This window comes from Kitasatospora indigofera (assembly GCF_014655955.1).
Classification (GTDB): Bacteria; Actinomycetota; Actinomycetes; order Streptomycetales; family Streptomycetaceae; genus Kitasatospora; species Kitasatospora indigofera.
In genome coordinates this window covers 33,867-56,732 of record NZ_BNBO01000058.1, presented here as the reverse complement: position 1 = coordinate 56,732, position 22,866 = coordinate 33,867, and the positions used below count along the sequence as shown (strand labels likewise).

The following is a 22,866-nucleotide window of genomic DNA, read 5'->3' as shown; positions in this document are numbered from 1 at the left end:
TGCCCCACCTGCCACCGCGACATACCCACACCGATACGGACCTGACCAAGCCCTAGTAGATGTGCGACTGGCGCGACAGAACGCCACGCTTCAACGCGAGGACCCACTGAAACTCTGGGCCATCGTTGACGAGGCTGTTCTGCGTCGCGTGGTCGGGAGTCGAGCGGTCATGGCGAAGCAGCTTCATCAACTCGTGACCAGGTCCAAGGACCCGCATGTCACTTTGCAGGTGGTTCCGTTCGAAGCAGGTGCTCATCCCGGCGTGCTCGGCTCGTTCGTCGTCCTGGAGTTCCCTGTTCGGAATGATCTCGACGTGGTGTACACGGAGACTCTGACGAGTAGCCTCTACCTCGAACGAGACGAGGACGTCAGCACCTACAACCAGGCATTCGACCGGCTCAGGGCGGCAGCACTTGACGTCGCCCCGTCTCGGCGGTTGATTGCGCAGATTGCAAAGGACCTTGAGTGATTCGTGCGAACCCGGAGGATTCGGGCCCGAGTCGTGTTGCCTGGCGAAAGAGCAGGTTCAGCGGCGATCAGGGGAACTGCGTCGAGGTCGCTGACGGCTTCCCCGAGATCGTTCCGGTCCGCGACTCCAAGGACCCCGAGGGGCCCGCCCTGCTGTTCCCCGCCGCGGCCTGGTCGGCCTTCGTCGCCGGGATCAAGGCGGGCGAGATTCCCGCCGGCTGACGGCCCGTCCAGGACACGGGCCCGCCTGTCCACGGGCAGGGGATCCGGCAGTCCCCGTCGTGGAGCCCTGCCGGGAGCATGCGACGGTGCAGGCGGGTTGCCCTCGCCTACTCCCGTCCTGCGGCGATGCGGCCGTTCTTCCACACAAGGGGCTCGCAGCCGCCGGTGTTCCTCAGATCAGCGAAGTAGCCCGCATAGAAAGGCTCGGGGTAGTCCGCGTCGAGCGACTCCTCCAGCATCTGGGCCAAGCACTGGTCGAGAGGGAAGAGCGCGTGGTCCAGGCAACACAGATTGGGGTCCCAGCCCCACAGCGGTCCGGCGGGGTCGCGGCAGTCGATCATGGTCGCGATCGCACATCCCCATTGGACCAGGGGAAGGCACCATCGTCGTCGGCCCCACTCCGGATCGTCGGCCGCCGCCTGGGCCCACTCGGTCATGTCCTCGAAAAAGCCGGTGCTCCGCCACTCGTGCCCGCGCACCCCGGCCACGCCGCTGCGAGGACCGAAATCGCCGTTCGCAACCTGAGTCAGGAGGCGTGCGAGCAAGGGCGGCAGGGAGTAGCCGCAGGCCTCTTCGGCCTCGGCGACGGCTTCGTGTGTCGCGGGAGGCGCGAAGTCGCGCTGCCCGACGGAAGCGCGAAGCGCTGTCATCAGTTCGTCCTCGGTCATGGCTCGCAGGGTAGGCCCAGCCCCTGACACCCCGAGTACGTGATCGACGGCTTCGCAGCGCTGGACCCCGGCTGCCGACCGGCAACCGGGGTCCAGCGAGAACGACACGGACTGACCGGTGTCTTCGGCCGACTCCGCCACGAGGTGCGGCTAAGGCCGGCCCGAGCCGCAGCCGGTCAGCACTCGATGACGTTGACCGCGAGGCCGCCGCGCGAGGTCTCCTTGTACTTGACCTTCATGTCGGCGCCGGTCTCCTTCATGGTTTTGATCGCCTTGTCGAGGGAGACGTGGTGGCGGCCGTCGCCCCGGAGCGCCATCCGGGCCGCCGTGATCGCCTTGACCGAGGCCATGCCGTTGCGCTCGATGCAGGGGATCTGGACCAGGCCGCCGACCGGGTCGCAGGTGAGGCCGAGGTTGTGCTCGATGCCGATCTCGGCGGCGTTCTCGACCTGCTCGGGGGAGCCGCCCAGCACCTCGGCGAGGCCGCCGGCCGCCATCGAGCAGGCCGAGCCGACCTCGCCCTGGCAGCCGACCTCGGCGCCGGAGATCGAGGCGTTCTCCTTGAAGAGCATGCCGATCGCGCCGGCCGCGAGCAGGAAGCGGACGATGCCGTCCTCGTCCGCACCGGGGATGAAGTTGAGGAAGTAGTGCAGGACGGCGGGGATGATGCCCGCCGCGCCGTTGGTCGGGGCGGTGACGACGCGCTGCCCGGAGGCGTTCTCCTCGTTCACCGCCATCGCGTAGAGGGTCACCCACTCCATCGCGTTGGCCGGCCCTATGCCCTCGGCCCGCATGGCCCGGGCTCCGGAGGCGGCGCGACGGCGGACCTTCAGGCCGCCCGGCAGGATGCCCTCGCGGGACATGCCGGCGGCGACGCACTCCTGCATCACCCGCCAGATCTCCAGCAGCCCGGTGCGGATCTCGGCCTCGCTGCGCCAGGCCTTCTCGTTCTCCAGCATCAGGCCGGAGATCGACAGCCCGGTCTCCCGGGTGAGGCGCAGCAGCTCCTCGCCGGTGCGGAAGGGGTAGCGCAGCACGGTGTCGTCCGGCTTGACGCGGTCGGCGCCGATGGCGTCCTCGTCGACCACGAAGCCGCCGCCGACCGAGTAGTAGGTCTTCTCCAGCACGGGGACGCCGTCGGCGTCGTACGCGGCCAGGGTCATCCCGTTGGCGTGGTACGGCAGCGAGCGGCGGCGGTGCAGGATCAGCTGGGTGTCGGTGTCGAAGGCGATCTGGTGGGCGTCGGCCAGGTCGTGGCCGAGCAGCCGCAGCTGCTTGGTCGCCTTGATCCGTTCGACGTCCAGTTCGGCCTGGTCGACGTCGACGGTCCGGGGCGAGTTGCCCTCCAGGCCGAGCAGGACGGCCTTGGGGGTGCCGTGGCCGTGGCCGGTGGCGCCGAGGGAGCCGAACAGTTCGGCCCGGACGGCGGCGGTCTGGGCCAGCAGCCCTTCGGACTTCAGGCGGCGGGCGAACATCCGGGCCGCCCGCATCGGGCCGACGGTGTGGGAACTCGAAGGGCCGATGCCGATGGAGAAGAGGTCGAAGACGCTGATGGCCACGGGGGACGTCCTTGTCTGGTCTCGTGGAAGGACAAGCGGGTACACGGGTCGGGGCACCGCGCGCCACGTTCCAGTGTGCGCGGTGCCCCGGGGTTTCGGGAGGCCCGGCGGGTGTGTGCCGGGACTCACGAGAGGTGAAGCGGGCCTTACAGGATCGGGCCTCAGAGATTCGGGCCCTGCAGCTTCGGGCCCTGCAGCTTCGGGTCCTACAGGTTCGGGTACAGCGGGTACTTCGCGGCCAGCGCGCTGACCCGGGCCTTCAGGGCGGTGGCCTTGGCCTCGTCGAAGGTCGGCAGCAGCGCCTCGGCGATGATGTCGGCGACCTCGCGGAAGTCCTCGGCCTGGAAGCCGCGGGTGGCGAGCGCCGGCGTGCCGATCCGCAGGCCGGAGGTGACCATCGGGGGACGCGGGTCGTTCGGGATCGCGTTGCGGTTGACCGTGATGCCGACCTCGTGCAGGCGGTCCTCGGCCTGCTGGCCGTCCAGCTCGCTGTTGCGCAGGTCGACCAGGACGAGGTGGACGTCGGTGCCGCCGGACAGGACGGACACGCCGGCCTCGGTGGCGTCCGACTTCAGCAGGCGCTCGGCGAGGATCTTGGCGCCGGCCAGGGTGCGCTCCTGGCGCTCCTTGAACTCCTCGGAGGCGGCGACCTTGAACGCGACGGCCTTGCCGGCGATCACGTGCTCCAGCGGACCGCCCTGCTGGCCGGGGAAGACCGCGGAGTTGATCTTCTTGGCGTACTCGGCCTTGGAGAGGATCACGCCGCCGCGGGGGCCGCCGAGGGTCTTGTGGGTCGTGGTGGTCACCACGTCCGCGTACGGCACCGGGTTGGGGTGCAGGCCCGCGGCCACCAGGCCGGCGAAGTGCGCCATGTCGACCATGAGCAGCGCGCCGACCTCGTCCGCGATGCGGCGGAACTCGGCGAAGTCCAGCTGGCGCGGGTAGGCGGACCAGCCCGCGATGATCAGCTTGGGCTGGTGCTCCTTGGCGAGGCGCTCGACCTCGGCCATGTCGACCGTGTTGGTCTTCTCGTCCACGTGGTACGCGGCCACGTTGTAGAGCTTGCCGGAGAAGTTGATCTTCATGCCGTGGGTCAGGTGGCCGCCGTGCGCCAGGCTCAGGCCCAGGATGGTGTCGCCCGGCTGGATCAGCGCGAACATCGCCGCGGCGTTCGCCTGCGCGCCCGAGTGCGGCTGGACGTTCGCGTGCTCGGCGCCGAACAGCGCCTTCACCCGGTCGATGGCGATCTGCTCGGCCACGTCGACGTGCTCGCAGCCGCCGTAGTAGCGACGGCCGGGGTAGCCCTCGGCGTACTTGTTGGTCAGCACCGAGCCCTGGGCCTCCATGACCGCCACCGGGGCGAAGTTCTCGGAGGCGATCATTTCCAGGGTGGTCTGCTGACGGTGCAGCTCGGCGTCGACCGCGGCGGCGATCTCCGGGTCGAGAGCGTGCAGGGACTGGTTGAGGACAGTCATGGTGTGGTCTTCCCGTCATGGGGCAGCCGCGCGCAGCTCGTCGGCCGCGGGGACGGCCGGGCGGCGGGCGGGAGCGGGCAAGGGGCCGGGCGGGGGCGGCCGCCGCGCTGCGGCCGCCCCGTCGGGGGACTCAGCCGCCGGTGAGGGCGGTGTACTCGTCGGCGCTCAGCAGGTCCGCGGGCTCGCCGTCGAGCCGGACCTTGAACAGCCAGCCACCCTCGAAGGGGGCGGAGTTCACCAGGGCCGGCTCGTCGATGACGGCCTGGTTGACCTCGACGACCTCGCCGGTGGCGGGGGAGTACAGGTCGCTGACCGACTTGGTGGACTCAAGCTCGCCACAGGTCTCACCTGCGGTGACGGTGTCGCCGACCTCGGGCAGCTGCACGTAGACGATGTCACCGAGGGCGTCCGCCGCGTGGGCGGTGATGCCGATGGTCGAGACACCGCCCTCGGCGGCCGTCAGCCACTCGTGCTCCTTGCTGAACTGCAGGTGCTGGGGGTTGCTCATGGCGTCATTCTCCAGGATGGGAAGCAGTCGGTGGAAATGCGGGGTCGCCGGACCGGCCCGGCGGCCCGGACAGCGGTGACGGTGGGTGACCGCGCTCACGCGGGCAGGCGCCCGCACCGGCGTACGGCGGGCGGGTCCGACCGCGAGGCCTTCAGGGATGGGGCCCGGTGACGGGCCTCAGCGGGCGCGCTTGTAGAACGGCAGCGCGACCACCTGGACGGGCTCGTGCTTGCCGCGCACGTCCACCGCGACGGTGCCGCCCGGGGTCGCGTGCGCCGCGTCCACGTACGCGATCGCGATCGGCTTGCCCAGCGTCGGGGACGGCGCACCCGAGGTGATCCGGCCGATCGGGGCGCCCTCGGCGTCCACCACCGCGTACTCGGCCCGCGGCACCCGCCGGCCCTCGGAGACCAGGCCGACCAGCACCCGCGGCGGGTTCGTCTCCGCCTCGGCGGCCGCCTGCTCCAGCGCCTTGCGCCCGACGAAGGCGCCGCCGTTGGTGGTCTTGTCGAAACGCACCACCCGGCCCAGGCCCGCGTCGAACGGGGTCAGCTCGGTGTTCAGCTCGTGCCCGTACAGCGGCATGCCCGCCTCCAGGCGCAGCGTGTCCCGGCAGGACAGGCCGCACGGGACCAGGCCGGCGCCCTGCCCCGCCTCGGTCAGCGCGTTCCACAGGTGCTCGGCGTCGGCGGGGGCCGAGAAGATCTCGAAGCCGTCCTCGCCGGTGTAGCCCGTCCGGGCCAGCCAGACCTGCTTGCCGGCCACCGTCGCGGGCAGCAGCGCGTAGTACTTGAGGCCCGGCAGGTCGGCGTCGGTGACGGAGGCCAGGATGCCGTTCGCCTCCGGGCCCTGCACGGCGATCAGCGCGTACGCGTCGCGGTCGTCGCGCACCACCGCGTCGAAGCCCTCGGCGCGGGCGGTCAGCGCGTCCAGCACCACCTGGGCGTTGGAGGCGTTCGCGACCACCATGTACTCGTCCTCGGCGGTCCGGTAGACGATCAGGTCGTCCAGGATGCCGCCGTCCTCGGCGCAGATCATGGTGTAGCGGGCGCGGAGCACGCCCAGCGCCGAGATGAAGCCGACCAGCGCGTGGTCCAGCAGCTCGCCCGCCTGCGGGCCCGAGACGGTGATCTCGCCCATGTGCGAGAGGTCGAACAGGCCGGCCTTCGTCCGGACGGCGAGGTGCTCCTCGCGCTCGCTGCCGTAGCGCAGCGGCATGTCCCAGCCGGCGAAGTCGGTCATGGTGGCGCCGAGGGCGCGGTGCAGCGCGTCGAGCGCGGTGAGACGGGGGGACGACATGGCCTGTACTCCTTGGGCTGGGCACTCAGGTGAGCGCACGCCGGACCGGCCCCGACGGGGACCTGACCTGCGCGCGGGCATGCGGCGGCTGGGTCTCCCCATCTGTCGTCACAACCTGAGAGCTTCACCGCGCGCTGCCCTGGGGACAGCATGGCGGCTTGCACCGTGGGTGGGCGCACGGCAGGGCCGTGTCCGCTTTCCAGATGTGCCTCGCCCGTGCGGTAGGGGTGCCTGAGAGATTCCGGGGAGGACTTGCTCCTTCGGCGCCGGCCGTACCCAGGGGGCACTCCGGACTCTCCCGCGCGGGTTCGAGCGGCCTGTATGGAGTTGGGCGCCCCGCCGAAGCGACGCACGGGACGGGCACATCATGGCATGCCGGGCGGTGGGTCTTAAAGGCTCGCTCGTGGTGGTGGCCTCCGCCGGCCGGGGGCCCGGGGAATCCGCCCGCCCGTCGGCCGCCCCGGGCGCGGTCCGGTTCCCGGGGCGCGGGGCGGCCGTCCGGCGGTGCTGCGAAGGGGCGCGGGGGCTGTTCGTACGCGGGGCTCGCGGGCGGGGCGGGGAGGCTCCCGCCCGGTCCCGTGCGCCCGGCCGGGCGGGGGCCGGGGCCGATAGGCTGGGAGGCCGGCGGCTAGAGATGGGGCGGTACAGGGGCGTATGGGTTACCCGGCGGAGGACACGCAGGCGTGGGGCGGGCCGGGGGCGGCGCCGCCCGGGGGGAGCTGGCCCGCGAACGAGCTGGAGCAGGTGCTCACCGCCGCGCTGGGCGACCCGGGCGCCACGCCCCGGGTGATCGAGGTGCTGGCGCGCAGCCAGGTCTGGATCCCGCTGCCGGCCGGGGCCGACCCGCAGGGGCAGTCGCTGGACCTGCCGACCATCGAACTGGCCGGTGCGCCGTACGTGCCGGTGTTCTCCTCCCAGGAGCAGTTCCTGCAGCACGCCCCGGGGCTGGCCTTCGCGGTCGCCCCGGTGTGGGAGTTCGCGCGGGGGCTGCCGCTGGGGCTGGGGATCGCGGTCAACCCGGACGCGCCGGTGGGCATCCCGGTGCCGCCGGCGGGGGTGGCCGAACTGCGCCGCGGGCCCCGCGAGGACCGCTGGGACACCCAGGCGGACGCCGGGACCGGCGGCCGGGTGGCCCTGCGGGAGCCCGCGCCGGAGGAGGAGCCGTTCGGCTTCCTGTCCGCGGCGGCCGCCGAACTCGCCGCACTGCCCGGAGTGCTGACGGCGCGTCGGGCGCTGGCCAGTGTGGAGGGCGAGCCGACCGTGATGTTCGTCGGGGTCCAGCTCGATCCGGCCTGGCCGGCCGACCCGGGCGCGGTGAACGAGGCGCTCGGGCGGGCGCTGGGAACCGCGCCGCTCCCCGGCGGCGTCCACCTCGTGCTGCTCGACCTGGTGGACGACCCGGTGGTCGAGTGGCTGCTCGGCCGGGTACAGCCCTTCTACACAAGGATGTGACCGGTGGAGTTGGGGCACGTCGGCATGGCGACTGTCCGCAGCGCCCCATAGGCTGCGTCCGGACACCCCGGGACGGACACCCCTGCCACACCGGCGGCGGCAGACCAGGAAGAGGGCTCGAAGTGGGCGAGCGGGGCGAGCGCGCCGGCAGAAGGTGCGCGTTTCGCGTGGCGGCCATCGAGGTGGGCGTATGAACGCGGCAGCGGCCGGCGGCGGAGCACCGGGGCCGTGGGGCCCGCCCCCCGCGGCGCGCCCCGGCGGTGACCCGGGGGCGCTGGAGCGCGCCCTGCGCGAGGTCGCGCCGGAGCGGTACGAGGCGTACGAGGGCATGCTGCGGGCGCTGGCCGAGGGCCAGGTCTGGATGCTGCTCTGGCACGGCTCCGCGGGCAGCCCCGACGCGCAGTACGGGAACATGGACGTCTCCGGGCACGGGTACGCGCCCGCGGTCACCTCGCCCGAGCAGCTCGCGTCCAGCGGCTGGGCCCGCGGGCACGAGGTGATCTCCGGGCAGGAGATCGCCGCCTCGCTGTACCGGACCCGCTGGGGCCTGTGGCTGAACCCGCACGCCCCCGGCGGCGGCGTCGGCATCCCGTGGGCGGACCTGCGGCGGATCGCGGCCGGCCTGGACCGGCTGCCGGCCGGGCCGCTGCACCTGAGCGAACCCCAGGTCCAGGCGCCGCAGTTCTACGGGCTGCTGGAGCACCAGGCGCTGGAGGTGCGGGCCGTCCGGGCGCTGCGCCGGGCGTGGGTGCGCCCCGCCGTGGGGGAGCCGTACCTGGCGATCGGACTGGAACTGTACGACACCTCGCCGCCCGCGGTGGAGGCGGTCCGGGCGCTGATGCAGCGGGCGATCGCGGTGGCCCCGGAGGGGCTCGCGGTCTCCACGGTGGCGATGGGCGACGAGTACGACCCGGTGGCGATGTGGATGCGGGCCAACGCGCGCCCGTTCTTCGACCGGGAGGCGGCCGGCCGGCCGCCGGTGGCCCCGTACCCGGCCCAGGCGTACCCGCCGCAGGCCTCGTACCCGTACGGCACCCAGCCGCCGCCGGCGGGCCCGGGGTGGCCGCAGCAGCCTTGGCCGGGCTATCCGGGCCGCTGAGGCCCGGGCACCGCAATTCCCGTCCTGTACGGCCACGGAACATTCATTTCGTACCCGACCGGCCTGATGTCATGTCAGGCCGGTCGTCGCATTCCCAGGGGCGTTCGCCAGCCATTTTCGTCATTGATCTTGACATGCATGTAACAGATATGTGAAGAAGCGTATGCGGCTCCTGAGGCTGTGCATGCCCACAGATCACAGTTGGGCATCCTTCGGTTGTCAGGGCTGGCGCAAGCCAGGGGGGATGGCAGAGAGTTCTGCGCAATGCAGTGCTCGCACCGGGCCCCACAAGGGCGAACGCGCACGCAGACCGAATGATCCGCGCGACGCCCATCCCGCACGGAGTACCGCAGCACCCCCGTTCCGCTGTCTTCCGCACCGCCGTACCGCCGATCCGGCGACCAGCACCACCGCACCGATGCACAACGCACCAGTAGCGCAACCCGCTCACGCAGTCCCGACCCGGACCGGGTCGGAACACCTCGCGCGACCGGGCACCGTGGGCCGGCCACCGTCGGCGAGGGGACCGAACTGACTCATGACCACACCCATCGACACCACCGGATCCGCCGGCCCGGCCGAGACCGGACCGGCACCCGCAGCGGCGCCGGTCAAGAAGATCGAAGGCCGTTCCCCGGGCAGAATCGCCTGGGACCGCCTCAAACGCGACAAGGTCGCCCTCGCGGGCGGCGTCGTGGTGATGCTGCTGATCCTCGCCGCGTTGTTCGCGCCGGTGCTCACCTCGCTCTTCGGGCACCCCGTCGACGAACCGCACCCGGACCAGATCAACCCCGAACTGGGGCTGCCCAAGGGCGCGTTCGGCGGCATCAGCGGTGACTTCCTGCTGGGTGTCGACCCCACCTTCGGCCGGGACGTCTTCAGCCGGATCCTCTACGGCGCCCAGATCTCGCTGCTGGTGGCCTTCCTCGCGGCCGGGGTCTCGGTCGTCATCGGCGTCCTGATGGGCGTCGCGGCCGGCTACTTCGGCGGCTGGATCGACTCCGCGATCAGCCGGGTCATGGACGTCCTGCTCGCCTTCCCCCAGCTGCTGTTCTCGATCGCGCTGGTCTCGGTGATGCCCAACGACCTGCTCGGACTGAGCGGCAGCGGCGTCCGGATGGCGATCCTGATCCTGGTCATCGGCTTCTTCGGCTGGCCCTACATCGGACGCATCGTCCGAGGCCAGGCCCTGTCGCTGCGCGAACGCGAGTTCGTCGACGCGGCCCGGAGCCTCGGCGCCGGCCCGGTGCACATCCTGCTGCGCGAGCTGCTGCCCAACCTGGTCGCCCCGATCCTCGTCTACACGACGCTGATCATCCCGACCAACATCCTCAGCGAGGCGGCGCTCAGCTTCCTCGGCGCGGGCGTCAAGCCGCCCACGCCCTCCTGGGGGCAGATGCTCTCCCAGGCCACCAAGATCTACCAGGTGGACCCGACCTACATGGTCGTCCCCGGTCTCGCGATCTTCATCACCGTGCTCGCCTTCAACCTCTTCGGTGACGGGCTGCGTGACGCGCTCGACCCCAAGGGCAACTGAGCCCCTTCAGACCCACCCCCCACACCAGGGGACAGCACCCCCCTCGGCGGACCGATCGGGCCCGCACATCTTCAGGAGGAACCGTACTCATGACGCGTAACCGGACGCTCGCCGCCGCTGCCCTGGTGGCCACCCTGGCGCTCACCGCGACCGCCTGCGGCGGCTCGAAGGGCGGCGGCAGCAGCGACGCCAGCAAGGGTGCAGAGGGCGGCTTCAACGCCGCGGTCGGCAAGGTGCTCAACCCTTCGGACAAGAAGGGCGGCACCATCAACCTGTGGACCAGCACGGACGCCGACTCCTGGGACCCGGGCCGCGCCTACTACGCCTCGGTGTGGAACTTCCAGCGCTACTACGCCCGCACCCTGCTGACGTACGACTCCAAGCCCGGCAAGGACGGCCTCAAGCTCGTCCCCGACCTCGCGGCCGCCCAGCCGGAGATCGCCGCCGACGGCAAGACCTACACCTTCAAGCTGAAGGCCGGCCTGAAGTTCGAGGACGGCTCGCCGATCACCTCGAAGGACATCAAGTACGGCATCGAGCGCATCTTCGCCCAGGACGTCATCAGCGGCGGCCCGACCTACCTGATCCAGTCCCTGGACCAGGGCCAGGACTACAAGGGCCCGTACACCGACGCGGACCCGAACAAGCTGGGCCTGAAGACGGTCGAGACCCCGGACGACACCACCATCGTCTTCAAGCTGGCCAAGCCGGACTCGTCCTTCCTCTACCTGCTCGCCATGGGCAGCGCCTCCCCGGTGCCGCAGAAGCTCGACACCGGCTCCAAGTACGGTGACAAGCCGGTCTCCTCGGGCCCGTACAAGTTCAAGTCGATCGAGCCCGGCAAGTCCGTCGAGCTGGTCCGCAACGAGAACTGGGACGCGGCCACCGACACCGTCCGCAAGGCCCTGCCGGACACCGTCAAGCTGACCATCACCACCAACGCCGACGACATGGACGCCCGTCTGCTCGACGGCTCGGCCGACATCGACTTCAGCCAGACCGGCCTCTCCCAGGCCGCCGGCGCCAAGGTCCTCACCGACCCGAAGCTCAAGGCCAACACCGACGACGCCTACAACGGCTTCATCCGCTACATCTCGGTGGTGCCGAAGGTCGCGCCGTTCGACAACGAGCACTGCCGCAAGGCCGTCCTCTACGCGGCCGACACCACCGCCCTGCAGACCGCCCGCGGCGGCTCGACGGCCGGCTCCACCTACGGCTCGATGCTGCCCCCGAACATCCTCGGCTCGGACGACTACGACCCGTTCGGCTTCACCAAGGGCAAGCCCAACCTGGAGAAGGCCAAGGAGGAGCTGAAGCTCTGCGGCAAGCCGGAAGGCTTCAAGACCAACATCGCGGTCCGCGGCAACAAGGAGAAGGAAGTCAACTCCGCCGTCGCCCTGCAGAGCGCGCTGAAGGCCATCAACGTCGACGTCACCGTCGACCAGTACGACGGCAAGCTGATCGCCTCCGAGATCGGCTCGCCGAGCGTCGTCGCGACCAAGGGCTACGGCCTCATCGTGATGGGCTGGGCGGCCGACTACCCGAACGGCAGCGGCTACCTCCAGCCGCTCACCGACGGCCGGTTCATCACCCAGAACGGCAACAGCAACTACTCCGAGATCAACGACCCGGAGATCAACGGCTGGTTCGACGCGGCGACCGCCGAGACCGACCCGGCCAAGGCCGCCGACTTCTACAAGAAGATCAACCACAAGGTGATCGACAGCGGCTACTACCTGCCGATCGTCGCGGACAAGGCGCTCAACTACCGCAACCCGCGCCTGACCAACGTCTACACCCAGGACGCCCTGGGCGGCGAGATCGACTTCCAGGCGCTCGGTGTCTCCGACGGCAAGTGACCTGCTCTACCCGCTCCCGTAGTTCGTATCGCTAGTCCGAAGGGCAGGTGAAGGCTTCGCCGGGCCGGCCGGGCCCCCCACAAGGGGGCTCGGCCGGTCACCGGCGGCGCCGGCCGCAGTGCTCGTGTATCTCATCCGACGGCTCGTCAACGTCGTCGCCATGCTGTTGGTGGTCTCCGCGGTCACCTTTGGCATCTTCTTCATGGTGCCGAAAATCACCGGCAGCGACCCCGCACTGCTCTACGTGGGCAAGATCGCGGACAAGGCGGCGATCGAGGGCATCAGGCACAAGATGGGCCTGGACAAGTCGATCATCGAGCAGTACCTCCTGTTCCTGAAGGGCATCTTCGCCGGCCGGGACTACAGCACCGGGGTCGACGTCACCCACTGCTCGGCCCCCTGCCTCGGTTACTCGTTCAAGACCGAGCGCGCGGTCTGGCCGGTGCTGCTCGACCGCCTCGGCGTCACCACCTCGCTCGCGTTCGGCGCGGCAGTGCTGTGGCTGGTCTTCGGCACCGCGACCGGCGTGGTCTCCGCGCTGCGCCGCCGCACCCTGCTCGACCGCTTCACGATGACCACCGCCCTGGCCGGCGTCTCGCTGCCGATCTACTTCACCGGCATGCTCGCCAGCGCGATCTTCGTCTACCAGCTCGGCTGGTTCCCGCACGACTACGTGGCGTTCACCGACGACCCGGTGGCCTGGTTCCAGAACCTGCTGCTGCCGTGGATCACCCTGGCGTTCCTCTACGCCGCGACCTACGCCCGGCTCACCCGCGCCACCCTGCTGGACGTCCTCGGCGAGGACTACATCCGCACCGCCCGGGCCAAGGGCCTCGGCGAGCGGACGGTCATCGGCAAGCACGCGATGCGCTCCACCCTCACCCCGATCCTGACCGTCTTCGGCATGGACCTCGGCGGCCTGATCGGCGGCGCGGTGCTCACCGAGACCACCTTCAACTTCCGCGGGCTCGGCTACGAGGCGGTCGCCGCCATCAGCGCCAGCGACCTCCCGGTGATCATGGGCGTGACCCTCTTCGCGGGCTTCTTCATCATCCTGGCCAACCTGCTGGTTGACCTGCTGTACGCCGTTGTCGATCCTCGGGTGAGGCTGACATGAGCAAGACCCAGACCCAGGCCCAGAGCCGGCTCCGGAAGGCGGCCGGCGCCCCCGAGGGCTTCCTCACCGTCCGCGACCTGCGGGTGCACTTCCCCACCGACGACGGCCTGGTGAAGTCCGTCGACGGCCTCAACTTCACGCTGGAGAAGGGCAAGACCCTCGGCATCGTCGGCGAGTCCGGCTCCGGCAAGTCCGTCACCTCGCTCTCGATCATGGGCCTGCACCGCACCGGCACCAAGCGCGGCGCCCCGCAGATCTCCGGCGAGGTCTGGCTGGACGGCGAGGAGCTGATCGGCGCCGACCCCGACCGGGTCCGGCAGCTGCGCGGCCAGAAGATGGCCATGATCTTCCAGGACCCGCTCACCGCGATGCACCCCTACTACACGGTGGGCGCGCAGATCGTCGAGGGCTACCGGGCGCACCACCCCGGCGCGAGCAAGAAGGAAGCCCGCAGGCGGGCGGTCGAGATGCTCGACCGGGTCGGCATCCCGCAGCCCGACAAGCGGGTCGACGCCTACCCGCACGAGTTCTCCGGCGGCATGCGCCAGCGCGCCATGATCGCGATGGCCCTGGTCAACGACCCCTCCCTGCTGATCGCCGACGAGCCCACCACCGCGCTGGACGTCACCGTCCAGGCGCAGATCCTGGACCTCATCCGCGACCTCCAGCAGGAGTTCGGCTCGGCCGTCATCATCATCACCCACGACCTCGGGGTGGTCGCCGAGCTCGCCGACGACATCCTGGTCATGTACGGCGGCAAGTGCATCGAGCGCGGCCCCGCCGACACCCTCTTCGAGAGCCCCGAACACCCCTACACCTGGGGCCTGCTGGGCTCGATGCCGCGACTGGACCGCGAGCTCCAGGAGCGGCTGGTCCCGGTCAAGGGCACCCCGCCCAGCCTGATCAACGTGCCCAGCGGCTGCGCCTTCCACCCGCGCTGCCCGTACGCCGGCCTCACCGGCGGACGCTCGACGACCGAGGTGCCCTCGCTCGCGGAGGCGGCCCCCGGCCACCACGCGGCCTGCCACATCCCGGCCGCCGAGCGGCACCGGATCTTCACCGACGAGATCGCGCCCCGGCTGTGAGCACGTACCACCCCTCAGGAGAGACCTCATGACGGACACTCAGGTAGCGGCGATCCCGTCACCGGCGCCCGCCTCCGACCGCGAACCGCTGCTCAGGGTCACCGGGCTCACCAGGCACTTCCCGATCACGAAGGGCCTGCTGCGGCGCCAGTCCGGCGCCGTGCGCGCGGTCGACGGCATCGACTTCACCGTCAACGCGGGGGAGACCCTCGGCGTGGTCGGCGAGTCCGGCTGCGGCAAGTCCACGATGGGCCGGCTGGTCACCCGGCTCGACGAGCCGACCTCCGGCACCGTCGAGTTCGAGGGCACCGACATCACCCACCTGGGCACCGGGGCGATGCGGCCGCTGCGCCGCGACATCCAGATGATCTTCCAGGACCCGTACTCCTCGCTCAACCCGCGGCACACCGTCGGCACGATCGTCGGCGCGCCGTTCCGGTTGCAGAAGGTGAAGAGCGAGGGCGGCACCAAGAAGGCCGTCCAGGAGCTGCTGGAGCTCTGCGGCCTCAGCCCCGAGCACTACAACCGCTACCCGCACGAGTTCTCCGGCGGCCAGCGCCAGCGCATCGGCATCGCCCGCGCGCTCGCCCTGCGGCCCAAGATGATCGTCGCGGACGAGCCGGTCTCGGCCCTGGACGTCTCCATCCAGGCCCAGGTGGTGAACCTGCTGGACGACCTCCAGAAGGAGCTCGGCCTCACCTACCTGATCATCGCGCACGACCTCTCGGTGGTCCGGCACGTCTCGGACCGGGTCGCGGTGATGTACCTCGGCAAGATCGTCGAGATCGCCGAGCGGGACTCGCTCTACAAGACGCCGATGCACCCCTACACCACGGCCCTGATGTCGGCCGTGCCGGTGCCCGACCCCCGGCGCAAGGAGAACCGCGAGCGGATCCGCCTCACCGGCGACGTCCCCTCCCCGATCAACCCGCCGAGCGGCTGCCGCTTCCGGACCCGCTGCTGGAAGGCCCAGGACGTCTGCGCCTCCCAGGAGCCGCCGCTGGTCGCGCTGAAGACGGGCCACCAGGTCGCCTGCCACTTCCCGGAGAACACCCCGGAGCAGACGAAGACCCTGCAGGCCGGCTGAACGGACCCGCCCGGCGGTCTCCGGGCGTGGGAAGGCGGTGCGGCCCCGGCCACTCGGTCGGGGCCGCACCGCCTTCGCGTACGCGGGCGCGGCCGGGCGGGGGCCGGCGCCGCGCGGGCTCTGCGACGGGCGGGTTCAGTGGCGGGCGCTCAGCACGCAGAACTCGTTGCCCTCGGGGTCGGCCAGCACCGTCCAGGTCTGCTCGCCCTGGCCCACGTCGGCGCGCCGGGCCCCCAGCGCCAGCAGCCGCTCCACCTCGGCGGCCTGCCCGGTGTCCGGCCGGAAGTCCAGGTGGAGCCGGTTCTTCACCACCCGGTCGTCGTCCACCCGGATGAAGAGCAGGCTCGGCAGCCGGTCCGGCGCGGCGCGGATCTCGTACTCGTCGGGGTCGTCGTCGACGGTGACCCAGCCGAGCGCCCCGGCCCACCAGCGCCCCAGCGCCACCGGGTCCTTCGCGTCGACGACCACCTGTTCCCAGTTCAGTGTCATGGCACCACGCTAGGGCCTGTCCGGCGTGGTCCGCCGCCCGGCGCCGGGGGCGGGGCGGCGGCGTCCGGCCGGGTGGTCCGGGCCCGGTGCGGGCGGACTCCCGGGCGGCCCGGCGGGCGACGGGGCGGCCGATCCGGAGGACCGAGGTCCGGATGGTGCCCGGCGCGGGGGAGACTGGTGCGGTGACCTCGCAGATCTTCCCCTCCGACGTGCAGCAGACCCTGGACCTGGTCGGCATCTTCGTCTTCGCCCTGTCCGGCGGCCTGCTGGCCGTGCGCAAGAACATGGACATCTTCGGCATCTGCGTCCTGGCGGAGGTCACCGCGCTCGGCGGCGGGGTGATGCGCGACCTGGTGATCGGCGCGACGCCGGTGGCCGCCTTCAGCAACCTCGGGTACTTCTCCACCCCGCTGGCCGCCGGGCTGGTGGTGTTCTTCCTGCACCCGCAGGTCGAGCGGATCAACCGCAGCGTGCAGACCCTCGACGCGCTGGGGCTCGGCCTGTTCTGCGTCACCGGCACCGCGAAGGCGCACGACTACGGCCTCGGCTCGGTCGCCTCGGTGGCGCTCGGGATGGTCACCGCGGCCGGCGGCGGCGTGATGCGCGACGTGCTCGCGCAGGACATCCCGTCACTGCTGCGCTGGGACCGCGAGATCTACGCGGTGCCCGCGCTGATCGGCTCGGCGGGGACCGCCGTCCTGATCGCGGTCGACCACCTGACGGCGGCCACCGGGACGACCGCCGCGCTGACCGCCTTCCTGCTGCGGATGTTCGCGCTCAAGTTCGGCTGGCGGGCACCTCGTGCTTGGCACCGCAACGGTTCTCGCACCAGCGAGGAGTAGGCGAGCCGCCGTAGGCCAGCGAGATCGCCTCGACCGTGCAGAGCAGTTCGGGCAGCAGCCGGGTGAGCACGGTGGCCGGGGCGACGTCGGCCGGGGCGGAGATGGCGCAGGCCGCGACGGCCCGCCCGCCGCTGCCGGAGATCGGCGCGGCCACGCTGGTGACCGCCTGCTTGTTCTCGCCGCGGTCCATCGCCCAGCCGAGCCGCCGGACGGCCGCCAGGTCGGCGAGGAGCTCCTCCGAGTGCTGCTGGTCGCCGCGCGGGGCCCCGGCGGCCGGCCGGCGCGCGGGCCGGGCCTCGAACTCCCTGGTCACCGGCAGCGCCGTCAGCTGGTCCTCGGGCAGGTCGGCCAGCAGCACCCGGCCCAGTGCGGTGGAGCTGGCCGGCACCCGCCGCCCGATCCGCGACGCCGGGCCCAGCCAGGAGCCGGGACTGACGGGGTATCGGCTCTCCACCTTGTCCAGGTAGACCACCTCGCCGCCCTCCAGCACCGCGAGGTGCACGGTATGGCCGTACCGCTCGTTCAGGGAGGCCAGGTAGGGCGCCGCGACCTGGCGGACGTCGACCTCCTCCAGGGCCTGCTGGGCGAGCGAGATCAGCCGGCCGCCCAGGCGGTAGCGGTGGTCGGACTGCCGGTGCACGAAGCCGTGCGACTCCAGGGTGCGCAGCAGCCGCAGGGCGGTCGACTTGTGCACGTCGATGGAGCTCGCGGCCTGTTCCAGCGAGGCCGGGCCGTCGCCGAGCGAGGCCAGGATGGTCAGTGCGCGGTCGACCGACTGTGACATGGCGCCCCCCGGAGCGTCGTGCTGGGCTGTGTCCTGCTGAGGGTTCTGCGGGCCGGGCGGGCCGGCCGGAGGTCCTGGCCGGGTGCGGGGCCGCGGGTGTGCGGCCGGCGGGCCCGGCCGGCCGTCCTGGCGGTCCCCCGCCGGGAGTTGGGCGCGTGGTCCGGCCGGTGGCCGTGGCCCGGCCCGTCCCGATTCTCGGACGGTCCGGTTTGTTGCGCCAGGCTAACGACGCGTTGCAGAGGGTGCAATGGCCGAATCGTGACCCGGCGGGCCTCTACAATCGACGGGTTATGCCATACCTGGACCATGCGGCGACCACGCCGATGCTGCCCGAGGCGATCGCCGCGATGACGGCGCACCTCGGTGTCGTCGGCAACGCCTCCTCCCTGCACGCGGCCGGCCGGCGCGCCCGCCGCGTGGTCGAGGAGTCCCGGGAGTCGCTGGCCGAGTCGCTGGGCGCCCGGCCGAGCGAGATCGTCCTCACCGGTGGCGGCACCGAATCCGACAACCTCGCCGTGAAGGGCCTCTACTGGGCCCGCCGCGACGCCGACCCGGCCCGCACCCGGGTGCTGAGCAGCCCGGTCGAGCACCACGCGGTGCTGGACGCCGTCCACTGGCTCGCCGAGCACGAGGGCGCCCGGGTCGAGTACCTGCCGGTGGACACCTACGGGCGGGTGCACCCGGCGGCGCTGCGCGAGGCGATCGAGGCGGACCCGGGCTCGGTGGCGCTGGTCACCGTGATGTGGGCCAACAACGAGGTCGGCACCGTCCAGCCGGTCGCCGAACTGGCGGCCGTCGCACGGGAGTACGGCATCCCGATGCACGCCGACGCGGTGCAGGCGCTCGGCCAGGTGCCGGTCTCCTTCGCCGAGTCCGGCCTGACCGCGCTGACCGTCACCGGCCACAAGATCGGCGGCCCGTACGGGATCGGCGCGCTGCTGCTCTCCCGCGGGGCGACGCCCGTCCCGCTGCTGCACGGCGGCGGCCAGGAGCGGGACGTCCGCTCCGGCACCCTGGACGCCCCCGCCGCGGCCGGCTTCGCCGCCGCCGCCCGGGTCGCGGTCGGGCGCCGGGCCGAGCACGCCGCCACCGTCGCCGCGCTGCGCGACGAACTGGTCGACGCGGTGCTCGCCGCGGTGCCCGACGCCGTGCTGAACGGCGACCCGGCCCCGGCCGGCCGGCTGCCCGCCAACGCGCACTTCTCCTTCCCCGGCTGCGAGGGCGACGCCCTGCTGATGCTGCTGGACGCCCAGGGCATCGAGTGCTCCACCGGCTCGGCCTGCTCGGCCGGCGTCCCGCAGCCCAGTCACGTGCTGCTGGCGCTGGGTGCGGACCCGCTGCTGGCCAGGGCCTCGCTGCGGTTCTCGCTCGGCCACACCTCCACCCGGGCGGACGTCGATGCGCTCGCCGCGGCGATCGGCCCGGCCGTCCTGCGGGCCCGGAACGCCGGGGTCGCGGCGGCCGCCCGCCGCTGAGCCCTCCACCGGCCCCGTCGCTGAGCCCGCCGCGGCCCTGCCCCCGCGGTGCCCGGCGTGACGCCGGGCACACGGCGGCCGCCCGCCGCCCGGGCCCTGGCCCGGCCGGGGGTAATTGCCGACCGGACAGCGGGGGGCACCCCGTACTCTTGGAGGCATCATGACTGAATTCCCGGGTGCCCCCACTGGTCCGAGCCCGATCGACGCGGCGGGCGGCCGCCGCCTGCGCGTGCTGGCCGCGATGTCCGGCGGCGTCGACTCCGCCGTTGCCGCCGCCCGCGCCGCCGAAGCCGGCCACGAGGTGACCGGCGTGCACCTCGCGCTCTCCGCCAACCCGCAGTCCTTCCGGACGGGCGCGCGCGGCTGCTGCACCATCGAGGACTCCCGGGACGCCCGCCGGGCCGCCGACGTGATCGGCATCCCGTTCTACGTCTGGGACCTCGCCGAGCGCTTCCGCGAGGACGTGATCGACGACTTCGTCGCCGAGTACGCGGCCGGCCGCACCCCCAACCCCTGCCTGCGCTGCAACGAGAAGATCAAGTTCGCGGCGCTGCTGGACAAGGCGATCGCGCTCGGCTTCGACGCCGTCTGCACCGGCCACTACGCCCGGATCGTCGACCTGCCCACCGGCGAGCGGGAGTTGCACCGCGCCGTCGACGCGGCCAAGGACCAGAGCTACGTCCTCGGCGTGCTCGACGCCGACCAGCTCGCGCACTCGCTCTTCCCGCTCGGCGACACCACCAAGGACGTCATCCGCGAGGAGGCCGAGCGCCGCGGCCTGGCCGTCGCCAAGAAGCCCGACAGCCACGACATCTGCTTCATCGCCGACGGCGACACCCAGGGCTTCCTGGCCAAGCACCTCGGCACCGCCACCGGCGACATCGTCGACGCGGACGGCACCAAGCTCGGCGAGCACGACGGCGCGTACGGCTTCACCATCGGCCAGCGCAAGGGCCTGCGGATCGGGCGGCCCGCCGCCGACGGCAAGCCGCGCTACGTGCTGGACATCTCGCCGGTGGACAACACCGTCACGGTCGGCCCGGCCGAGGGCCTGGACGTGCTGTCGCTCACCGCGATCCGCCCGCGCTGGTGCGGCGCGGTGCCCGCCGCCGACGGCCGCTACACCGCCCAGCTGCGCGCGCACGGCGAGGAGGTGCCGGTGAGCGCGGCCGTCGTCGACGGCGAGCTGCGGGTCGAGCTGGACACCCCCGCCCGGGGCATCGCCCCCGGCCAGGCCGTGGTGCTGTACGACGGCACCCGGGTGGTCGGCTCGGCCACCATCGCGGCCACCGAGCGGCGGTCCGTCAACGCCTGAGCCCGCTCCGGCGCGGCCCCGACCACCGCCGGCGCGGGCCCGCAGCACGCCCGGTACGGTCCTGAACCACCATGATCGCGGTCCCGGCCGCGGCAGACCTGGGGAACCATGAACATCACCGTCTTCTGCTCCGCGTTCTCGCTCGACGAGCGCTACACCGAGCCCGCCGCCGAGTTCGCCCGGCTGCTCGGCGGGCGCGGCCACACCCTGGTCTGGGGCGGCTCGCACGCCGGACTGATGGGCCTGCTCGCCGACGGCGTGAAGGAGGCCGGCGGCCGGCTGGTCGGCATCTCCGTCGAGATGCTCGCGCACAAGGCCTACGAGGGTGCGGACGAGCTGGTCACCACCCGTGACCTGGCCGAGCGCAAGGCCCAGCTGCTGGCCCGGGCGGACGCCGTGGTGGTGCTGGTCGGCGGCCTCGGCACGCTGGACGAGGTCACCGAGGTGCTGGAGCTGAAGAAGCACGCCCTGCACGACAAGCCGGTCGTGGTGCTCGACACCGACGGCTTCTACGAGGGCCTGCGCCTGCAGCTGCGGCGGATGGACCAGGAGGGCTTCCTGCCCCGCCCGCTGGCCGAGCTGATCACCTTCACCGCCGATCCGGCCGAGGTGTTCACCCACCTCGAAGCCCGCGCCTGAGAGGCTGTCGATCATGGGAAATCATCTGATCACCGGCGCCGGGTCCGGCATCGGCGCCGTCGTCGCCGAGCGGCTCGCCGAGCGCGGCGAGAACCTCTGGCTGTTCGCCCGCAACGCCCGCCGCGCCGCCGAACTGCGCGAGCGCTTCCCCACCGCCCGGACCCTGGTCGCCGACCTCGCCGACCCGGCCAAGCTCTCCTGGACCCTCGGCCAGCAGGAACTCCCGGTCGAGATCGACTCCCTGCTGCACATCGCCGGCGTCGTCCAGCTCGGCGAGATCGGGGACCTCCCGGTCAAGGCCTGGCAGGAGCAGCTGAACGTCAACCTGGTCGCGCCGGCCGAGCTGACCCGGCTGGTGCTCCCGTCCGTCCGGCTGGTCCGCGGCCACGTGGTCTTCGTCAACTCCGGCGCCGGCCTGACCGCGCACGCCAACTGGGGCGGCTACGCGGCCAGCAAGTTCGGCCTGCGGGCGCTCGCCGACGCGCTGCGCGCCGAGGAGCACGCCAACGGCGTCCGGGTCACCTCGGTGTACCCCGGCCGCACCGCCACCATGATGCAGGTCAAGGTGCACCAGCAGGAGGGCAAGGAGTACGAGCCCGAGCGCTGGATCGACCCGGGGTCGGTGGCCAAGGCCGTGCTGACCGCGCTCGACCTGCCGCGCGACGCCGAGATCACCGAGATCACCGTCCGCCCCGGCCGCTGACCGCCGCCGGAGCCGCGCCGGGGGCCCGCCCGGGGCCGCCGGGTCCGGGCCCCCGCCGGGGCCCGGACGCCGTAGGCTTCGCGGGGTGAGCAGCGAAGACGCACCCCTCGACCCGCAGGCCTTCCCGGAGCTGTACGGCGCCGCCACCGGCGTCGGCTCGATGCCCGGCACCGACGCCCGGGAGGCCGCCAGGACCGCCGTCGGCGCCCTGGAGCACCTCCCCTTCCTGCCGGAGCTGCCCGCCCGCGGGCCCGGCGCCGACATGATCGGGCGCGGGGCGGGCCTGCTGGTCGAGCTGTTCGCGCAGACCGAGCCCAGCGGCTGGCGCTTCGCCGACCGCCCCGGCCGCGACACCCGGCGGGCCCGCTCCTGGCTGGGCGAGGACCTGGACGCCCTGGAGGAGTTCACCCAGGGGCACCGGGGCGCGCTCAAGGTGCAGGCCGTCGGCCCCTGGACGCTGGCCGCCTCGATCGAGCTCCGCAACGGCGAGAAGGCGCTCCGCGACCGCGGTGCCTGCCGCGGCATCGCCGAGTCCCTCACCGAGGGCCTGCGCCGCCACCTGGAGGACGTCCGCCGCCGGGTGCCCGGTGCGCAGGTCGTCCTGCAGCTCGACGAGCCCTCGCTGCCCGCCGTGCTGGCGGGCGGCGTGAAGACGGCGAGCGGCTTCCAGCGGCTGCGCTCGGTCGACCGGCAGGTCGCCGAGGAGCTGCTGCGCGGGGTGATCTCCCGGCTGGACGTCCCGGTGGTGGTGCACTGCTGCGCCCCGCAGGTGCCGATTCCGCTGCTGCGCCGGGCGGGCGCGGCCGGGGTCTCGCTGGACTTCTCGTTCCTGACGGAGCGTGAGGACGAGGACCTCGGCGAGGCGATCGAGGCCGGCACCCGGATCCTGGCCGGGGTGGTGCCGTCCACCGAGCCGGCCGCCGTCCCCCCGCCGCCCGGCGCCCGGCCCCGGGCAACCGCTCAATCAGCGGGAGTGTCGGACCCTGCCGGTAGTGTCCAGGGTGTCAGGACGTTGTGGCGCAGGCTCGGGCTGGCCCCGGAACTCCTGGGCCGCCGGGTGCTGGTGACACCGTCCTGCGGGCTGGCGGGGGCGAGCCCCGCGTACGCGCGCACCGCGCTGTCACACAGCGTGAGGGCGGCGCAGAGCCTGGTGGACAATCCGGAGTGAGACGGTAGGAGGCTTG

The 22,866-nt window shown here is 72.3% G+C and carries 22 protein-coding genes and 1 riboswitch; of the genes, 15 read left to right on the top strand and 7 right to left on the bottom strand.

Annotated elements, in window-relative coordinates:
- Window positions 1-61 precede the first annotated feature (61 nt).
- Both IE329_RS33055 and IE329_RS33050 read left to right on the top strand, forming a co-directional pair.
- Complete coding sequence (locus IE329_RS33055) at window positions 62-469, top strand: DUF5753 domain-containing protein (protein WP_229927958.1); 408 nt, start codon at window positions 62-64, stop codon at window positions 467-469.
- Window positions 466-690 carry a DUF397 domain-containing protein gene (locus IE329_RS33050; RefSeq protein WP_229927956.1) on the top strand — a complete coding sequence of 75 codons (225 nt, stop codon included), beginning with the start codon at window positions 466-468 and terminating at the stop codon, window positions 688-690. Before IE329_RS33055 ends, IE329_RS33050 begins: the two co-directional genes overlap by 4 nt.
- Window positions 691-797: 107 nt before the next feature.
- Here IE329_RS33050 and IE329_RS33045 read toward each other — a convergent pair whose 3' ends face one another.
- The 5 genes from IE329_RS33045 to gcvT all read right to left on the bottom strand — a co-directional run bounded on the left by IE329_RS33045 (window position 798) and on the right by gcvT (window position 6,199).
- On the bottom strand, window positions 798-1,358 hold the full coding sequence (locus IE329_RS33045; protein ID WP_190214717.1) for an SMI1/KNR4 family protein: 561 nt from the start codon (window positions 1,356-1,358) through the stop codon (window positions 798-800).
- 176 nt (window positions 1,359-1,534) lie between these two features.
- Window positions 1,535-2,917, bottom strand: coding sequence for an L-serine ammonia-lyase (locus tag IE329_RS33040; RefSeq protein WP_190214716.1), 1,383 nt, complete (start codon window positions 2,915-2,917; stop codon window positions 1,535-1,537).
- 206 nt (window positions 2,918-3,123) lie between these two features.
- Window positions 3,124-4,392 (bottom strand): serine hydroxymethyltransferase, encoded by a 1,269-nt coding sequence (gene glyA / locus IE329_RS33035; protein WP_190214715.1) that lies wholly within the window; start codon window positions 4,390-4,392, stop codon window positions 3,124-3,126.
- A 130-nt stretch (window positions 4,393-4,522) separates the two neighbouring features.
- Complete coding sequence (gene gcvH, locus IE329_RS33030) at window positions 4,523-4,900, bottom strand: glycine cleavage system protein GcvH (RefSeq protein ID WP_073926067.1); 378 nt, start codon at window positions 4,898-4,900, stop codon at window positions 4,523-4,525.
- A gap of 177 nt (window positions 4,901-5,077) precedes the next feature.
- Window positions 5,078-6,199 (bottom strand): glycine cleavage system aminomethyltransferase GcvT, encoded by a 1,122-nt coding sequence (gene gcvT / locus IE329_RS33025; protein WP_190214714.1) that lies wholly within the window; start codon window positions 6,197-6,199, stop codon window positions 5,078-5,080.
- A 209-nt stretch (window positions 6,200-6,408) separates the two neighbouring features.
- A riboswitch (glycine riboswitch) is annotated at window positions 6,409-6,510 on the bottom strand.
- A 343-nt stretch (window positions 6,511-6,853) separates the two neighbouring features.
- On the opposite strand from gcvT, the gene IE329_RS33020 reads away from it, so the two are divergent.
- The 7 genes from IE329_RS33020 (at window position 6,854) to IE329_RS32990 (ending at window position 15,435) form a co-directional block, all read left to right on the top strand.
- A complete protein-coding gene (locus tag IE329_RS33020) occupies window positions 6,854-7,651 on the top strand; it encodes an enhanced serine sensitivity protein SseB C-terminal domain-containing protein (RefSeq protein ID WP_190214713.1) in 798 nt (265 codons plus the stop codon).
- Window positions 7,652-7,841: 190 nt separating this feature from the next.
- Window positions 7,842-8,750, top strand: coding sequence for an enhanced serine sensitivity protein SseB C-terminal domain-containing protein (locus tag IE329_RS33015; protein ID WP_079198073.1), 909 nt, complete (start codon window positions 7,842-7,844; stop codon window positions 8,748-8,750).
- Between the two features lie 538 nt (window positions 8,751-9,288).
- Entirely contained in the window at window positions 9,289-10,287 is a 999-nt protein-coding gene (locus IE329_RS33010) for an ABC transporter permease (RefSeq protein ID WP_190214712.1), read from the top strand.
- A gap of 89 nt (window positions 10,288-10,376) precedes the next feature.
- A complete protein-coding gene (locus IE329_RS33005; protein WP_190214711.1) occupies window positions 10,377-12,146 on the top strand; it encodes an ABC transporter substrate-binding protein in 1,770 nt (589 codons plus the stop codon).
- Between the two features lie 118 nt (window positions 12,147-12,264).
- Window positions 12,265-13,263, top strand: a complete 999-nt coding sequence (locus tag IE329_RS33000; protein ID WP_190214710.1) for an ABC transporter permease — start codon at window positions 12,265-12,267, stop codon at window positions 13,261-13,263.
- Window positions 13,260-14,348, top strand: a complete 1,089-nt coding sequence (locus IE329_RS32995) for an ABC transporter ATP-binding protein (RefSeq protein WP_190214709.1) — start codon at window positions 13,260-13,262, stop codon at window positions 14,346-14,348. The genes IE329_RS33000 and IE329_RS32995 overlap by 4 nt, the downstream gene beginning before the upstream one ends.
- Before the next feature lie 28 nt (window positions 14,349-14,376).
- The gene (locus IE329_RS32990) at window positions 14,377-15,435 is read left to right on the top strand and encodes an ABC transporter ATP-binding protein (protein WP_190214708.1); all 1,059 of its coding nucleotides are present in this window, start codon (window positions 14,377-14,379) and stop codon (window positions 15,433-15,435) included.
- 135 nt (window positions 15,436-15,570) lie between these two features.
- On the opposite strand, the gene IE329_RS32985 is transcribed toward IE329_RS32990, so the two are convergent.
- Window positions 15,571-15,924: a VOC family protein gene (locus tag IE329_RS32985; RefSeq protein WP_190214707.1), complete on the bottom strand. Its 354-nt coding sequence runs from the start codon at window positions 15,922-15,924 to the stop codon at window positions 15,571-15,573.
- 152 nt (window positions 15,925-16,076) lie between these two features.
- Here IE329_RS32985 and IE329_RS32980 point away from each other — a divergent pair, with 152 nt between their 5' ends.
- Complete coding sequence (locus IE329_RS32980; protein ID WP_190214706.1) at window positions 16,077-16,766, top strand: trimeric intracellular cation channel family protein; 690 nt, start codon at window positions 16,077-16,079, stop codon at window positions 16,764-16,766.
- Here IE329_RS32980 and IE329_RS32975 read toward each other — a convergent pair.
- Window positions 16,702-17,550, bottom strand: a complete 849-nt coding sequence (locus IE329_RS32975) for an IclR family transcriptional regulator (protein WP_190214705.1) — start codon at window positions 17,548-17,550, stop codon at window positions 16,702-16,704. The genes IE329_RS32980 and IE329_RS32975 overlap by 65 nt on opposite strands.
- 290 nt (window positions 17,551-17,840) lie before the next feature.
- Between IE329_RS32975 and IE329_RS32970 the strand changes: the two genes are divergently transcribed.
- From IE329_RS32970 to IE329_RS32950, 5 genes are all read left to right on the top strand, one after another.
- Window positions 17,841-19,025, top strand: a complete 1,185-nt coding sequence (locus IE329_RS32970; RefSeq protein ID WP_190214704.1) for a cysteine desulfurase family protein — start codon at window positions 17,841-17,843, stop codon at window positions 19,023-19,025.
- A gap of 160 nt (window positions 19,026-19,185) precedes the next feature.
- Window positions 19,186-20,340, top strand: coding sequence for a tRNA 2-thiouridine(34) synthase MnmA (mnmA, locus tag IE329_RS32965; RefSeq protein WP_229927955.1), 1,155 nt, complete (start codon window positions 19,186-19,188; stop codon window positions 20,338-20,340).
- A 108-nt stretch (window positions 20,341-20,448) separates the two neighbouring features.
- Window positions 20,449-20,979, top strand: coding sequence for an LOG family protein (locus IE329_RS32960; RefSeq protein ID WP_073926333.1), 531 nt, complete (start codon window positions 20,449-20,451; stop codon window positions 20,977-20,979).
- Between the two features lie 13 nt (window positions 20,980-20,992).
- Window positions 20,993-21,682, top strand: coding sequence for an SDR family oxidoreductase (locus tag IE329_RS32955; RefSeq protein ID WP_190214703.1), 690 nt, complete (start codon window positions 20,993-20,995; stop codon window positions 21,680-21,682).
- 160 nt (window positions 21,683-21,842) lie between these two features.
- Entirely contained in the window at window positions 21,843-22,850 is a 1,008-nt protein-coding gene (locus IE329_RS32950) for a methionine synthase (RefSeq protein WP_190214722.1), read from the top strand.
- Window positions 22,851-22,866: the final 16 nt, after the last annotated feature.

Excerpts from the sequence above, each read along its gene's own strand:
- IE329_RS33045 (WP_190214717.1), bottom strand. The coding sequence starts at position 1,358 with ATGACCGAGGACGAACTGATGACAGCGCTTCGCGCTTCCGTCGGGCAG.
- glyA (WP_190214715.1), bottom strand. The coding sequence starts at position 4,392 with ATGACTGTCCTCAACCAGTCCCTGCACGCTCTCGACCCGGAGATCGCC.
- gcvH (WP_073926067.1), bottom strand. The coding sequence starts at position 4,900 with ATGAGCAACCCCCAGCACCTGCAGTTCAGCAAGGAGCACGAGTGGCTG.
- gcvT (WP_190214714.1), bottom strand. The coding sequence starts at position 6,199 with ATGTCGTCCCCCCGTCTCACCGCGCTCGACGCGCTGCACCGCGCCCTC.
- IE329_RS33020 (WP_190214713.1), top strand. The coding sequence starts at position 6,854 with ATGGGTTACCCGGCGGAGGACACGCAGGCGTGGGGCGGGCCGGGGGCG.
- IE329_RS33015 (WP_079198073.1), top strand. The coding sequence starts at position 7,842 with ATGAACGCGGCAGCGGCCGGCGGCGGAGCACCGGGGCCGTGGGGCCCG.
- IE329_RS33010 (WP_190214712.1), top strand. The coding sequence starts at position 9,289 with ATGACCACACCCATCGACACCACCGGATCCGCCGGCCCGGCCGAGACC.
- IE329_RS33005 (WP_190214711.1), top strand. The coding sequence starts at position 10,377 with ATGACGCGTAACCGGACGCTCGCCGCCGCTGCCCTGGTGGCCACCCTG.
- IE329_RS32995 (WP_190214709.1), top strand. The coding sequence starts at position 13,260 with ATGAGCAAGACCCAGACCCAGGCCCAGAGCCGGCTCCGGAAGGCGGCC.
- IE329_RS32990 (WP_190214708.1), top strand. The coding sequence starts at position 14,377 with ATGACGGACACTCAGGTAGCGGCGATCCCGTCACCGGCGCCCGCCTCC.
- IE329_RS32985 (WP_190214707.1), bottom strand. The coding sequence starts at position 15,924 with ATGACACTGAACTGGGAACAGGTGGTCGTCGACGCGAAGGACCCGGTG.
- IE329_RS32980 (WP_190214706.1), top strand. The coding sequence starts at position 16,077 with ATGGTGCCCGGCGCGGGGGAGACTGGTGCGGTGACCTCGCAGATCTTC.
- IE329_RS32975 (WP_190214705.1), bottom strand. The coding sequence starts at position 17,550 with ATGTCACAGTCGGTCGACCGCGCACTGACCATCCTGGCCTCGCTCGGC.
- IE329_RS32970 (WP_190214704.1), top strand. The coding sequence starts at position 17,841 with ATGCCATACCTGGACCATGCGGCGACCACGCCGATGCTGCCCGAGGCG.
- mnmA (WP_229927955.1), top strand. The coding sequence starts at position 19,186 with ATGACTGAATTCCCGGGTGCCCCCACTGGTCCGAGCCCGATCGACGCG.
- IE329_RS32960 (WP_073926333.1), top strand. The coding sequence starts at position 20,449 with ATGAACATCACCGTCTTCTGCTCCGCGTTCTCGCTCGACGAGCGCTAC.
- IE329_RS32955 (WP_190214703.1), top strand. The coding sequence starts at position 20,993 with ATGGGAAATCATCTGATCACCGGCGCCGGGTCCGGCATCGGCGCCGTC.
- IE329_RS32950 (WP_190214722.1), top strand. The coding sequence starts at position 21,843 with ATGCCCGGCACCGACGCCCGGGAGGCCGCCAGGACCGCCGTCGGCGCC.